The organism is uncultured Neisseria sp. (assembly GCF_951230505.1).
Classification (GTDB): domain Bacteria; phylum Pseudomonadota; class Gammaproteobacteria; order Burkholderiales; family Neisseriaceae; genus Neisseria.
Genome location: NZ_CATNVN010000042.1, coordinates 1 through 13778, shown reverse-complemented (window position 1 = coordinate 13778; position 13778 = coordinate 1). Strand labels below are relative to the sequence as shown.

The window sequence follows — 13778 nt, the reverse complement described above, 5'->3', positions numbered from 1 at the left end:
CCGTTCCTCTGACGCTTTCTTTGCGGTGTCTCAGCTGTTGTACGCATGGAAATATATTCCTTGGCTGATCCGCCCGCGTTCGGATGGTCGTCCGGGTTAACGGTTTGGCGAAATGAAAAGGCCGTCTGAAAAGTTTCAGACGGCCTTTATTATTGATAATAAAAAAGCCTTTCAGAATATGAAAGGCTTTTATTGAAACTGTGGCCTCGCCAACAGGAATCGAACCTGTATTTTACGCTTAGGAGGCATACGTTCTATCCGTTGAACTATGGCGAGGCGTTAAAGGAGGGGATTTTAAACCTTTCCGGCAACAAAAGACAATAAGCCGGCGGCAATCAGAGGGCCGACCGGAATACCGCCGACAAAGGCAACGCCGATGACTGTGCCGATTAATAATCCGGTTACCAAAACAGGCTGTTCGCTCATCAATGGAACGCCGCGACCGGCAAGCCAAGCGACGAAGATGCCGATAAGGACGGCGGCAATCATTTTGAAATTGAGAAACTCGGACGGCGGCGGAATTTGTATTTTGCCTGAAACCAGCGGACTCAATACGCCGATGGTCAGCATAATGATGCCCACTTGCAAGCCGTGTTTTTCCACGAAGGGAATGTATTGCGACAAAGCGGTTTGCTGCATCAGCAATAAGACGGCCGCGGAAATCGTAATCGAGTTGTTGTTGCTGATGACGCCCAAAAAAATCAGCGTAACCAGAAACAAAGGGACAAAGCTGAAATTCATCGGATTAAGATACTCGGGCCAAGGATTCTTTTGCCAATTGGATCATGGCATCTTTGACTTCGCTGTCAGGCAACACATCCAATGAAGCGATGGCTTTGTCGACAGCTTTGTTCGCCTCGGAAATCGAATATGGCAAAGCGTCGGAATTAACGACATAGTCGTGGATTTTTTCAAAATAGCTGCGGTCGGCATTTTCCAAAGCATGGCGCACATCGTTGGCTGCCTGCTCGGAGCCGTTTCGCATCAGGTAAATCAATGGCAGGGTAGGTTTGCCTTCTGCCAAATCGTCGCCGACATTTTTGCCGATTTCTTCGGTTTCGCCTGAATAGTCCAATACATCGTCAATGATTTGGAAAGCCGTACCGACGTACATGCCGTAGTCTTTCAAGGCTTGCTCGTGTTCGGGGGAAGCCTTGCCCAAAATTGCGCCGACTTGCGCGGCCGCTTCAAACAGTTTTGCTGTTTTGTATTGGATAACTTGGACGTATTGCTCTTCGGTAATATCCGTATTGCCGATGTTCATCAGCTGCATGACTTCGCCTTCGGCGATGATATTGGTCGCATCTGCCATCACTTCCAAGATACGCATACTGCCCGAACCAACCATCAGTTGGAAAGCGCGTGTATAGAGAAAGTCGCCGACCAAAACAGCCGCCGCGTTGCCGAAGAGGTTGTTTGCCGTTTTACGGCCGCGGCGCAAATCGCTTTCATCGACGACATCGTCGTGCAGGAGGGTGGAGGTGTGGATGAATTCCACCATCGCTGCCAGCGAGTACAGTTTTTCATCGTCATGCCCGACTGCTTTGCCTGCCAAAATGGTAATAATCGGACGCAGGCGCTTACCGCCCGCGCTGATGATGTATGTGCCGATTTGCGAAATCAGCGCAACATCGGATTGAACAGCTTGGTTGATGACCGCATTAACTTTGGCAAGGTCATCGGGCAGGTGGCGTTGGAAGTAAGGCAGGTTTTCGAGCATAAAACATTCTCTGTTGATAAAACGGAGCGGGGGCTCCAATGAATCTGTTTAAACCCGTACATTCGGTCGGGGTAATAATGTTGCATAAAGATATCAGCAATCCAGCGCGTGATTATATCAGTTAAAAAGCATGCAACATATCTTTCAGACGGCATTTTCACTTGTAAATAAAATAAATTTTGACAAAACAGGCAAATAGAAATAGAATAGCTCGTTTCGCACATGGTGTGCGGAATGTTAACCTAATTCTCATGGAGTTGAGTATGTACGCGGTCGTAAAAACCGGCGGTAAACAATACAAAGTTTCCGTTGGCGAAAAATTGAAAGTAGAACAGATACCAGCCGAACTCGACAGCCAAATCGAACTGACTGAAGTTTTGATGATTGCTGACGGCGAATCTGTAAAAGTAGGCGCACCTTTTATCGAAGGCGCAAAAGTAACAGCTAAAGTCGTTGCTCATGGTCGTGGCGAGAAAGTACGTATTTTCAAAATGCGTCGTCGCAAACACTACCAAAAACGCCAAGGCCATCGCCAAAATTTCACCCAAATCGAAATCGTGGCAATCGCCTAATTTCAAGTAAGTTCAGGAGTATTACAAATGGCAAGTAAAAAAGCAGGCGGTAGCACCCGCAACGGTCGCGATTCAGAAGCCAAACGCTTGGGCGTTAAAGCCTACGGCAACGAGCTGATTCCGGCAGGCTCTATCATCGTTCGTCAACGTGGTACTAAATTCCACGCAGGTGACAACGTAGGCATGGGCAAAGACCACACTTTGTTTGCTAAAGTCGACGGTTACGTTGAATTCAAAACCAAAGGCGCGCTGAACCGTAAAACCGTCAGCATCCGTCCTTACACTGGTTCTGAAGAATAATCGTTTTACGATTGAAAGCCGCATTCCTTTTCGGAATGCGGTTTTTGTTTGTCAGGCTGTTTTGTCTGTTTGATAAAATCCGTATGTCGTGAAGCTTGATTTATATTAAGGCCAAAGTAAAAACGCGCTTACAATCGATAGCCTTTGTTTTATTCTATCGACTCTTTCTATATAATCTATCAAATGCCTTTGATTTACCCTCATGTAGCTAAACACAGTAAACTTAAGGCCGTCTGAAAAAATCCGTATCAGTTGAATACAAGGAATTCCTCCCATGAGCTTACACAGTGATATTCTCGTCGTCGGCGCAGGCCCTGCCGGATTAAGTTTTGCCGCAGAGTTGGCCGGAAGCGGTTTGAACATAACCCTGATTGAAAGAAGTCCTTTAGAAGTGTTGCAAAATCCGCCGTATGACGGCCGTGAAATCGCATTGACGCACTTGTCGCGTGAAATCATGCAGCGATTGGGTATGTGGGATTTGATTCCAAAAGACGAAATTTATCCTTTGCGCGATGCCAAAGTATTGAACGGTCATTCCGATTACCAGCTCCACTTCCCGCAACCGACTCAGGCGCGCGGCGAGCCTGCGGACTGCTTGGGCTATTTGATTTCCAATCACAATATCCGCAAAGCCGCTTATGAAGTTGTGTCCAAATTGGACAACGTCAAAATTCTGACCGGCACCAATGTTAAAGAAGTCAAAACTTCTGACGATGAGGCGCAAGTCATTTTGGAAAGCGGAGAAGTATTGACCGGCCGTTTGTTGTTGGCCGCCGATAGCCGCTTCTCGCAAACGCGCCGTCAATTGGGTATTTCTTCCGATATGCACGATTACAGCCGTACCATGTTTGTGTGCCGCATGAAGCATACCCTGTCCAACCTGCATACTGCATATGAATGCTTCCACTACGGCCGCACTATTGCGTTGCTGCCTTTGGAAGAACACTTAACCAATACAGTGATTACGGTGGACAGCGATAAAGCCGAAACGATTAAAAACATGTCGCCGGAAGAGTTGGCGGCCAGCGTGAAAGAGCAACTCAAAGGCCGTTTGGGCGATATGGAATTGGTCAGCACCATTCACAATTATCCTTTGGTCGGCATGATTGCCCAACGTTTCTACGGCAAACGCAGCGCGTTGATCGGCGATGCCGCAGTCGGTATGCATCCGGTTACTGCGCACGGTTTCAACTTAGGTCTGGCAAGTGCCGATCTTTTGGCTAAATTGGTTCTCGAAGCCGAGCAACGAGGTCAGGATATTGGTGCGAAGAGCCTGCTGGAAAAATACAGCACCAAGCATATGCTCCATGCCCATCCGATTTACCACGGCACCAATATGCTGCTGAAACTCTTTACCAATGAAACTGCTCCGGCGAAACTGCTGCGCGGTTTGGTATTGCGTGCAAGCAATAACTTCCCGCCGCTGAAAAAACTGATTACCAAACAATTGACCGGTTAATTGTTTAAAACATAAAAGGCCGTCTGAACGCTTAAAGTTTCAGATGGCCTTGTTTTTTATCTGCTGCTTATTTGGCTAAAACCGATTCGGGCATTTCTTGACGGACGTTTAAGGAAGTCAGTTTTTTGGTCAAGATGCTCAATACGATGCCGTATGCGGGTAGGAAGAAGAGGGTGCAGATGGCGAGTTTGAACAGATAATCGACAAATGCGATGCCCTGCCAGTTTGCCGCCATAAATTCATCGTTGCTCGCATAAAAGGCAACGGCGAAAAACACCAGCGTGTCTAAAGCGTTGCCGACCACGGTAGAAGCGGTGGGGGCAACCCACCATGATTTCAGACGGCGTAATCTGTTGAACACGAAAATATCGAGGATTTGCCCGAGCGCATAGGCGGAAAAGCTGGCCAATGCGATACGGCCGACGAAGGTGTTAAATTCGGCCAAAGATGCCCAGCCTGTCCAGTTGCCGTTATGAAAGAGGACGGAGAAGACGTAAGAGAGTAGCAGGGCGGGGAACATTACCCAAAAAATAATCCGTCTCGCCAACGGCGCGCCGAAAATACGCACGGTCAGGTCGGTAGCGAGGAAGATAAAGGGGAAGGAAAATGCGCCCCAAGTGGTAAAGATACCGAAAATTTGAAAGGGGAACTGCACCAGATAGTTGCTGGCGGCAATAATAAAAATATGGAAAAGCACCAGCCAGAAGAGTGCTTTCTTCTGCTGTGCGGCAGTAAATTCGTACATGGAAATCTTTCGGAAGTTTTTCAGACGGCATGAAGCCTTGCGAGACCGTGCAATAGAGAAAGTCTTGCAATGAAAAGGGCGTTAGGCCGTCTGAACGGGATTATTGTGCATCGTGTTCAAACAGGCGTTTGCGTGCCAAAGCTTCAAACTCTGTGCCTGCTTTGCCGTAGTTGGCAAACGGATGAATAGCGATGCCGCCGCGCGGTGTGAATTCGCCGAATACTTCGATGTATTTCGGATCCATCAGGGCGATGAGGTCTTTCATGATGATGTTGACGCAGTCTTCATGGAAGTCGCCGTGGTTGCGGAAGCTGAAGAGATAGAGTTTCAGTGATTTGCTTTCCACCATTTTGATATGGGGAATATAGCGGATGTAGATGGTGGCAAAGTCGGGCTGGCCGGTCATCGGGCAGAGGCTGGTGAACTCGGGGCAGACGAATTTGACGAAATAGTCGTTGTCAGGATGTTTGTTGTCGAACGCTTCCAAAATTTCAGGCGCGTATTCGCTCGGGTATTGGGTTTTCTGGTTGCCCAAAAGGGAGATGCCTTGCAGCTCTTCGTTGTTGCGGGACATGAGGTTTCCTTAGTTTTTTAATGTGGGAGGTTTTCGAACCACGGGGTGCGGATTGTAATATAAATTGCATGGCTTGTGCGGATTTTATAGCGATGAATCAGCAAGATAGGTTTCAGACGGCCTGTTTTGTATTTTATGAAACCTGTTTTCCGCTTTACAATAGCAGCCAATCAACAGGCCGTCTGAAAGTATTGTATGTCTTTAGCCCAACCCAAACGTATTCTGATCATCAAATTGCGCCATCATGGCGATGTGCTTTTGAGCACGCCGGTGGTCGATGCGCTGAAAACCCATTTCCCCGATTGCGAAATCGATATGCTGGTGTATGCCGGTACGGGACAGCTGATTGCCGATAATCCGCAGATTGCGCAGATTTTTACCATTGATCGAAATTGGAAGAAGCTGGGCGTATTCAAGCAGTTGGCGTGTGAGAAAAACCTTTTGTCTAAGCTGAAGGCACGCGATTACGACTGGGCTTTCAATCTGTCCGATCAATGGCGCGCGGCAATAATCGCCAAACTGTGTGCTCGTTGCAGCGTGGGTTTGGACTGCATTAAGCGCGACGGTTTCTGGTGGCGTTTCTGTCATGATTTTATCAACCATGAGCTTGATACCAGCCATCATATCGTTGAGAACCAATTGAATATCCTCGCGCCGCTTATCCAGCCGGAAGATGTAGCCGATGCCAAAGTGCGCCTTTGGGTGGCACAAGATGCAAGGGAAAGCATGCAGCAGAAATTGCGTGAGCAGGGTTGGAACGGCGAAGATTATGTGTTGCTGCACCCGGGTGCGCGTTGGCATTTCAAATGTTGGGAAGATGGTAAAAACGCCGCCATCGTACAGCTTCTGCTCAACAGCGGACAGAATGTCGTATTGACTGCTTCTCCCGACACTGTCGAGCAATACATGCTTCAGGAAATTATAGGCCGTCTGAATATTCCGGAAGGCAGAAAAGTATATGTGTTGTCCGGATGCTTGAGTCTGCGTGAATTGGCGGCAGCTATTGAGGGCGCCAAGTTGTTTATTGGTGTCGATTCCGCACCGATGCACATCGCCGCTGCTTTGGATAAACCGCAAATCGCTTTGTTTGGCGCGTCATGGGTGGATAAATGGCGTCCGTATTCCGAGCAGGCGGAAGTCATTTATGCCGGCGATTATGCAGAACTGCCCAATCCCGACAGTATCGATACCAACGATCCGACACGTCTGTTGAAAGCGATTCCGTTGCAGGATGTGTGGGACAAAATTTCGGCTAAATTGGAGGCGTTGGAGGCTTAAAACCGCTTACCACGATCCGTTAAACGTTTTAGCTTTGCGCCAAAATGCCCATTTGGAACGGCGGCCGATTTCCAGCGTGCCGCCGTTTTCGCCGTCTGTAGCAATGCATACGGTTTTCAGACGGCCTGAAGCGAGTGCGTCCCATAAAGGCGCAAACCAACGGGTTTCCCAGCTTTCCAAAATATCTTTGTATGCCCAAACATCGCCTGTTTGTAAGGCGGAAACCAAGTCGTCCAAAAAGATAAGGCCGTCTGAAACCGTGTTGTCTGTTTCTTGAACCATCTCAAACCAAGCCTTCAAATCATACGGCGCATCGAGTTTGGGCATATCCGAAAAACGCGCCCATGCGCTGTCTGAAGCGACGATATCCGCAGACTGTGTACCGTCCGCATCATTCCACAGCCACAAACCGTTGATTTCCGGCAAGCCTTGTTGTTCGCGCGCTTGGTTAATCGGATGCGTGTGGAGAAACATTTGGATTTCCGTCTGCATGGCCAACCAAGACACCGCATCTTGGCCGTGCGCCTGACCGTCCATTTCCGGCTGTCCGCACACATCCAAAACACATTCCGCGCCCCAATCTTCAATCTTCGGCATATTGAGCAGCCACATGCTTTCGCAAAGCGGCTCGAATTGCCAATCTTTATCTTGATAAAACGCCGACAAATCCGCACATAACCGTTGCGCCTCCTCTTGTTGGATGCCGATAAACTCGCCGCTGATAATGTTGACATGGTGCATGCCCATCTGTTGCCAAACCGGAGAGGCAAAAGCGACCGCGCGTTTTTGGCTTATGTGGCGTAAACGTTGCACTTGGGTAATGAGGCTGCCGTTCCACAAATGGCGGCCGTAAAATTCAGACGGCCTGAGTGTTTCTTTGCGTAATATGCCGTAACGCAAAAGATGGTTAAAAGCAGGTAAGGCAAGCGCAGGCACGGATTCGTCGGCAAAACGGTTGAGCGAGGGGAGGGCGAGGGTCAGCTTCATAAGCGCAAATAGATAGGAAAACCGTTATTTTACGCGACAAATGATGCGTTTCGGAACCTTGCCCTCACGCCCTGAAAAAGAGCTGTTCGGACGGCTGGTTTGGAAAAAATGGGCTGTCATGCTAGAATGTATGGCGTAAATTTCAGAAAAACAGGGTGTAAATCAACACAATAGCCCTGATAATAACGTCAATCTCAAACACGACCTCATTCATTCCGAATGAAAACCTGATTTTCAGATCGGAAAAAAGACTCAAAGTCCTTTATCCCCAAAACTGTTTAAACCAGCAGGCGGTCGCGGCAGGCCGGATGTGCCGGCATTCTGCAAACCTCAAAAACAGACCGCCCCATTAAGGATAACGCGTGATTAAAAACAAATATTCCACTCGATTCAAAGCAACCCTCTTAGCGTTTCTGTTGCCGGCTTCAGGCATCATGACCGCATACGCCATTACCGACCCTCAACCTGCACAAACCGATTTCAAAGTCGAGCGTATTTCCGAAGAGCTGCCTGCCGTTTATGTGGAAACCAATACCTATCAATCCAGCTATTGGGCGCAAGAAGCCGTCCAAGCCGGCGACTCTTTGGCAGACGTTTTGACGCGCATGGGTGTCAACCAAGAAGACATCAAGCAAATCATGGCGAAAAATAATGCCAACCTCGACATGAAAAACCTGCGGACCAACCAATCCGTCAACATCCGCATCGATTCTTCAGGTCAAGTGACCGACGTTCAATTCTTTACCGATGAAGAATTGGAACGCAACTTGGTGGCTTTGGAAAAAGTCAAAGGTAAATGGCGCATCTCCAATGCTGAAATCGACATGAAAACCATGCCGACCCTGCGCTCCGTGCAAATCCGCACTTCCGCCATCGGCGATATGCTCCGTGCCGAAATCCCTTCCGAAGTGTATATCCAGCTCAAAGAAATCTTTGCCGACTCGTTCAATATGAGCGATTTGGGCGAAGGCGATACCGTGCGTCTTTTGTACAACAGCATGTATTTCCGCGGCCAACAAATGGCGGTCGGCGATATTTTGGCGGCTGAAGTGGTTAAAGACGGCAAAACTTATCAAGCCTATTATTACAGCCAAGGCAAAGGCGACGAAGAAAGCGGCAGCTACTACGACCAAAACGGTAAGTCCCTGCAACAAAAAGAAGGCTTTAACACCGAGCCTGTTGCATACACACGCATTTCTTCCCCGTTCGGCTACCGTGTCCACCCGGTTCTGCATACCGTCCGTATGCACACCGGTATCGACTATGCCGCGCCGACCGGTACGCCGATTAAGGCCGCTGCCGACGGCGAAGTGATTTTCAAAGGTTGGAAAGGCGGCTACGGTAATACCGTGATGATTCGCCATGCCAACGGTGTGGAAACCCTGTACGGCCACATGAGTGCGTTCAGCCCTGCCGACGGCAGAGTCCGTGCCGGCGAAGTGATTGGTTTTGTGGGTACAACCGGCCGTTCGACCGGTCCGCACCTGCACTATGAAGCACGCGTCAACGGCCAGCCGGTCAACCCGACTACCGTCGCCCTGCCGACGCCGAAATTGACCCCGACCAATATGGCCGCGTTCCGCAAACAGCAAAAAGATGCCAGCACGATGTTGTCTACCATCCGCTCATTGCCGGTTTCCGTAGCGCAGCTGGATTAATAAGATAAAGGCCGTCTGAATAAGGTTTCTTTCAGACGGCCTTTTCCATTAAAATCGATACCTCAACGCCCACGTTTACTCAGAGAAAGCTTATGTCTGTTCATCAGCCCATTATCCAATCCCTGCTTGATACCGACCTGTACAAATTCACCATGCTGCAAGTCGTGTTGCATCAATTCCCGCAAACCCACAGCCTCTACGAATTCCGCTGCCGCAACAAAGAGATGGTGTATCCGCTGGCCGATATTCAAGAAGAATTGGAACGCGAACTCGACGCCCTGTGCCAGTTGCGCTTTACGCATGACGAACTCGACTACCTGCGCAGCCTGCGTTTTATCAAAAGCGATTTTGTCGATTATCTCGAGCTTTTCCAACTCCAACGCCGCTTTGTCAAAGTCAGTCCCGACGATCAAGGCCGTCTGAATATCCGCATCGAAGGCCCGATGATACAGGCGATGTTCTTCGAGATTTTCATTCTTGCCATTGTCAACGAACTCTATTTCCGCCGCTTGGAAACGCCAGCCGTCATCGAAGAAGGCGAGCGCCGTCTGCAGGCTAAAGCGCAACAGTTGAAGGAAATTGCAGCTACACAAAATCCGAATGATCCGCCGTTCCTGATTTCCGATTTCGGCACGCGCCGCCGCTACACCCTCGCATGGCAGGAACACGTTATCCGCACCTTGCTGGAAGCCGCTCCCGATATCGTGCGCGGTACCAGCAACGTTTATCTGGCCAAAAAACTCGGCATCACACCCATCGGCACCATGGCGCACGAGTTCCTCCAAGCCTTCCAAGCCTTGGACGTACGTTTGCGTAATTTCCAAAAAGCCGCGCTGGAAAGCTGGGTACACGAATACCGCGGCGACCTCGGTATCGCCCTGACCGACGTGGTCGGCATGGATGCCTTCTTGCGCGATTTCGACCTGTATTTCGCCAAACTCTTCGACGGCCTGCGCCACGACAGCGGCGATCCTTATGTTTGGGGCGACAAAGCCTACGAGCATTACAAAAAACTCAAAATCGACAGCCGCACCAAAATGCTGACCTTTTCAGACGGCCTCGATATTGAGCGTTCATGGGCGTTGCACCAATACTTCAAAGACCGTTTCAAAACCAGTTTCGGTATCGGTACCAACTTGACCAACGACTTGGGACACACGCCTTTGAACATTGTCTTGAAGCTCGTCGAGTGCAACGGCCAATCCGTCGCCAAGCTCTCCGACTCCCCGGGCAAAACCATGACCACCAACAACACCTTCCTCGCTTACCTGCGCCAAGTGTTTGACGTACCGGAGCCGGAAGAGAAAGCCTAAAAACAAAGGCCGTCTGAAATGTTCAGACGGCCTTTTGAATTAATCCATATCGCTTTCGGGCAATTCTGCCGAACCCATGCGGCGCAGGATAATATTGGTTTTGTTGTGCATCCGTTTGCTCTTAGGATGGTCTGCGTAAAACAGCGGAGCCGGAACGCGCGCCGTGAGTTTGGCGGCTTGTTGGCGGGTGAGGGCGGAGGCAGGTTTCTTATAGAAATACTGGGATGCCGCTTCCGCGCCGAATACGCCGTAGTGCCATTCGATTGAGTTTAAATACAGCTCAAAAATGCGGTCTTTGTCGGTAACCGCTTCCATCATCGCCGTAATCGCCGCTTCTTCGCCTTTGCGGATGTAGCTGCGGCTTTCGTTGAGAAACAGGTTTTTCGCCAGCTGCTGGCTGATGGTCGAACCGCCGGCTTTGACTTCGCCGCTTTGCTTGTTGCGTTTCATGGCGTATTTGATGCCGTTCCAGTCAAAGCCGCTGTGTTCGGCAAAATTGGCGTCTTCGGAAGCAATCAGGGCTTTTTTGAGGTTGACGGAAATTTGGTCGTAAGGCACCCAGCGGTAGTCCAGCTCGACATCGCGCCCTTCGCTTGCAAACTGGCTCATGCGCATGGACATGAAGGCGGTTTTGCTGGGCGCGACGGCGCGGTAGGTAATGATGTTGCCGTACACATAAGCGTTGAAGAAAATGAAGATGCCGATGGGCAGGGCAATCAGCCATTTGATGATGCGGAACATGGTTACAGGGCTTTCATGTATTCGATAACAGGGCGGATATCGGGCGTAAATCCGCGCCAAATATGGTAAGAAGCGGCAGCCTGACCGACCAGCATGCCCAGGCCGTCTGAAACTTCGGCCGCACCGTTGCTTTGGGCAAAGTTCAAAAACGCCTGCGCTGCTTCGCCGTAAACCATATCGTAGGCAAGGCGGCAGTTGCGGAAAATTTCAGGGCTGACGGCAGGAAGCTGACCGCTCAAGCCGCCGGACGTGCCGTTGATGATGATATCAAAACCGCCGTTCAAATCCGCCATCGGGACAGCTTCAATGCCGAAAAGCCGCGCCAATTCCTCGGCTTTGGCGTGGGTACGGTTGGCAATGACGATACGGGCAGGGCGGTGTTCTTTCAAAACAGGAATCACGCCGCGCACAGCGCCGCCTGCGCCCAAAAGCAAAATGGTTTTGTCTTCGATGGCAATATTTTTGACCAGCGTGATGTCGTTGGCCAAACCGATACCATCAGTGTTGTCGCCGCGTATTCTGCCGTCCTCCAACCACACCAGCGTATTGACCGCGCCGGCAGCCAAAGCGCGTTCGGAATGTTCGTCCGCCAGCGCAAAGGCTTCCTGCTTGAACGGAACGGTTACATTCGCACCTTGCCCGCCCTCGGTGCGAAACGCCGCAACAGCCTCGGCAAAACCGCCGATTTCGGCACAAATGCGCCCATATTCGATGACTGCACCTTCCTGCAGCGCAAATTGCTGATGGATTTGCGGCGATTTACTGTGTGCAACGGGGTTGCCGAAAACGGCGTAACGTGGGGTGTTGTTCATAAAACGGGGCTGAAAAAACAAAAGAAAAGAGTGCTTATTATAGCGGTCTTTATGTTAAGAAAGCGTAATGTAAAATTGTTGACAATTAAACAGTCTGAAACTATATTTCATTGCGTAAAAACGGGTGCCCTGATGTATTTCAGACGGCCTTACCGTGATAGAATAACAACTTAAACCCAATCCCTCAGGAGCTGAAGATGTCCATCAAAGACGCTGTAAAACTGATTGAAGAAAGCGAAGCCCGCTTCGTAGATTTGCGCTTTACCGATACCAAAGGCAAGCAGCACCACTTTACCATCCCCGCCCGCATCGTCCTTGACGATCCCGAAGAATGGTTCGAAAACGGTCAAGCGTTTGACGGTTCGTCCATCGGCGGTTGGAAAGGTATTCAGGCTTCCGATATGCAGTTGCGTCCCGATGCGTCTACAGCCTTCGTCGATCCTTTCTACGACGATACCACCGTTGTCTTTACCTGTGATGTCATCGATCCGGCCGACGGCCAAGGCTATGACCGCGACCCGCGCTCTATCGCACGCCGCGCCGAAGCCTATTTGAAATCTTCCGGTATCGGCGACACCGCCTATTTCGGCCCCGAGCCTGAATTCTTCGTCTTCGACGGCGTAGAATTTGAAACCGATATGCACAAAACCCGTTACGAAATTACTTCCGAAAGCGGCGCATGGTCAAGCGGCTTGCACATGGACGGTCAAAATACCGGCCACCGTCCGACCGTCAAAGGCGGTTACGCCCCTGTTGCACCGATTGATTGCGGCCAAGACCTGCGTTCTGCCATGGTCAATGTTTTGGAAGAACTCGGCATCGAAGTGGAAGTGCATCACGCCGAAGTCGGCACCGGCAGCCAAATGGAAATCGGTACCCGTTTCGCCACTTTGGTTAAACGCGCCGATCAAACCCAAGACATGAAATATGTGATTCAAAACGTTGCCCACAACTTCGGTAAAACCGCCACCTTCATGCCTAAACCCATCATGGGCGACAACGGCAGTGGTATGCACGTTCACCAATCCATTTGGAAAGATGGTCAAAACCTGTTCTCAGGCGACGGCTATGCCGGTTTGTCCGATACCGCCCTTTATTACATCGGCGGTATCATCAAACACGCCAAAGCCCTGAACGCGATTACCAATCCGTCCACCAACTCTTACAAACGCCTCGTGCCGCACTTTGAAGCGCCGACTAAACTGGCATATTCTGCCAAAAACCGTTCCGCTTCCATCCGCATCCCGTCTGTGAACAGCAGCAAAGCACGCCGTATCGAAGCGCGCTTCCCTGATCCGACCGCCAACCCATACTTGGCATTTGCCGCTTTGTTGATGGCGGGTTTGGACGGCATTCAAAACAAAATCCATCCGGGCGACCCTGCCGATAAAAACCTGTACGACCTGCCTCCGGAAGAAGATGCATTGGTGCCAACCGTTTGCGCTTCTTTGGAAGAAGCACTGGCCGCCCTCAAAGCCGACCACGAATTCCTCCTGCGCGGCGGTGTGTTCAGCAAAGACTGGATCGACAGCTACATCGCCTTCAAAGAAGAAGACGTACGCCGCATCCGCATGGCGCCGCACCCTCTGGAATTTGAAATGTATTACAGCCTGTAAAAC

14 protein-coding genes, 1 tRNA gene and 1 riboswitch are annotated in these 13778 nt (G+C 50.3%); of the genes, 7 read left to right on the top strand and 8 right to left on the bottom strand.

What is annotated here, in order from left to right:
* Nucleotides 1-201: 201 nt before the first annotated feature.
* The 3 genes from Q1M25_RS04360 to ispB all read right to left on the bottom strand — a co-directional run bounded on the left by Q1M25_RS04360 (nucleotide 202) and on the right by ispB (nucleotide 1720).
* Nucleotides 202-276, bottom strand: a tRNA-Arg gene (locus Q1M25_RS04360).
* An 18-nt stretch (nucleotides 277-294) separates the two neighbouring features.
* A complete protein-coding gene (locus Q1M25_RS04355) occupies nucleotides 295-741 on the bottom strand; it encodes a DUF441 domain-containing protein (protein ID WP_300482161.1) in 447 nt (148 codons plus the stop codon).
* A 4-nt stretch (nucleotides 742-745) separates the two neighbouring features.
* Nucleotides 746-1720, bottom strand: coding sequence for an octaprenyl diphosphate synthase (gene ispB / locus Q1M25_RS04350; protein WP_300482158.1), 975 nt, complete (start codon nucleotides 1718-1720; stop codon nucleotides 746-748).
* 263 nt (nucleotides 1721-1983) lie between these two features.
* Between ispB and rplU the strand changes: the two genes are divergently transcribed.
* From rplU to ubiM, 3 genes are all read left to right on the top strand, one after another.
* Nucleotides 1984-2292, top strand: a complete 309-nt coding sequence (rplU, locus tag Q1M25_RS04345) for a 50S ribosomal protein L21 (protein WP_002216394.1) — start codon at nucleotides 1984-1986, stop codon at nucleotides 2290-2292.
* Between the two features lie 27 nt (nucleotides 2293-2319).
* The gene (gene rpmA, locus Q1M25_RS04340; protein ID WP_002212328.1) at nucleotides 2320-2592 is read left to right on the top strand and encodes a 50S ribosomal protein L27; all 273 of its coding nucleotides are present in this window, start codon (nucleotides 2320-2322) and stop codon (nucleotides 2590-2592) included.
* A gap of 274 nt (nucleotides 2593-2866) precedes the next feature.
* Nucleotides 2867-4051, top strand: coding sequence for a 5-demethoxyubiquinol-8 5-hydroxylase UbiM (gene ubiM, locus Q1M25_RS04335; RefSeq protein WP_003680095.1), 1185 nt, complete (start codon nucleotides 2867-2869; stop codon nucleotides 4049-4051).
* A 67-nt stretch (nucleotides 4052-4118) separates the two neighbouring features.
* Here the strand turns inward: ubiM and Q1M25_RS04330 are convergent, their stop codons facing one another.
* Together Q1M25_RS04330 and queF are read right to left on the bottom strand one after the other, a co-directional pair.
* Nucleotides 4119-4796 (bottom strand): 7-cyano-7-deazaguanine/7-aminomethyl-7-deazaguanine transporter, encoded by a 678-nt coding sequence (locus Q1M25_RS04330; RefSeq protein WP_300482146.1) that lies wholly within the window; start codon nucleotides 4794-4796, stop codon nucleotides 4119-4121.
* Nucleotides 4797-4896: 100 nt separating this feature from the next.
* Complete coding sequence (queF, locus tag Q1M25_RS04325) at nucleotides 4897-5370, bottom strand: preQ(1) synthase (protein WP_003748427.1); 474 nt, start codon at nucleotides 5368-5370, stop codon at nucleotides 4897-4899.
* 3 nt (nucleotides 5371-5373) lie between these two features.
* A riboswitch (PreQ1 riboswitch) is annotated at nucleotides 5374-5418 on the bottom strand.
* Nucleotides 5419-5565: 147 nt separating this feature from the next.
* Here queF and rfaQ point away from each other — a divergent pair.
* Entirely contained in the window at nucleotides 5566-6648 is a 1083-nt protein-coding gene (gene rfaQ / locus Q1M25_RS04320) for a putative lipopolysaccharide heptosyltransferase III (RefSeq protein WP_300482142.1), read from the top strand.
* 6 nt (nucleotides 6649-6654) lie between these two features.
* Here the strand turns inward: rfaQ and Q1M25_RS04315 are convergent, their stop codons facing one another.
* Complete coding sequence (locus Q1M25_RS04315; protein ID WP_150536852.1) at nucleotides 6655-7635, bottom strand: hypothetical protein; 981 nt, start codon at nucleotides 7633-7635, stop codon at nucleotides 6655-6657.
* A gap of 362 nt (nucleotides 7636-7997) precedes the next feature.
* On the opposite strand from Q1M25_RS04315, the gene Q1M25_RS04310 reads away from it, so the two are divergent.
* Nucleotides 7998-9293, top strand: coding sequence for a peptidoglycan DD-metalloendopeptidase family protein (locus Q1M25_RS04310; RefSeq protein WP_070734840.1), 1296 nt, complete (start codon nucleotides 7998-8000; stop codon nucleotides 9291-9293).
* A gap of 92 nt (nucleotides 9294-9385) precedes the next feature.
* Entirely contained in the window at nucleotides 9386-10606 is a 1221-nt protein-coding gene (pncB, locus tag Q1M25_RS04305; RefSeq protein WP_300482136.1) for a nicotinate phosphoribosyltransferase, read from the top strand.
* A gap of 39 nt (nucleotides 10607-10645) precedes the next feature.
* Here pncB and mtgA read toward each other — a convergent pair whose 3' ends face one another.
* Entirely contained in the window at nucleotides 10646-11347 is a 702-nt protein-coding gene (gene mtgA, locus Q1M25_RS04300) for a monofunctional biosynthetic peptidoglycan transglycosylase (protein WP_003748438.1), read from the bottom strand.
* A gap of 2 nt (nucleotides 11348-11349) precedes the next feature.
* Nucleotides 11350-12159 carry a shikimate dehydrogenase gene (gene aroE / locus Q1M25_RS04295; RefSeq protein WP_300482132.1) on the bottom strand — a complete coding sequence of 270 codons (810 nt, stop codon included), beginning with the start codon at nucleotides 12157-12159 and terminating at the stop codon, nucleotides 11350-11352.
* Between the two features lie 197 nt (nucleotides 12160-12356).
* On the opposite strand from aroE, the gene glnA reads away from it, so the two are divergent.
* A complete protein-coding gene (gene glnA, locus Q1M25_RS04290; RefSeq protein ID WP_049328869.1) occupies nucleotides 12357-13775 on the top strand; it encodes a type I glutamate--ammonia ligase in 1419 nt (472 codons plus the stop codon).
* Nucleotides 13776-13778: the final 3 nt, after the last annotated feature.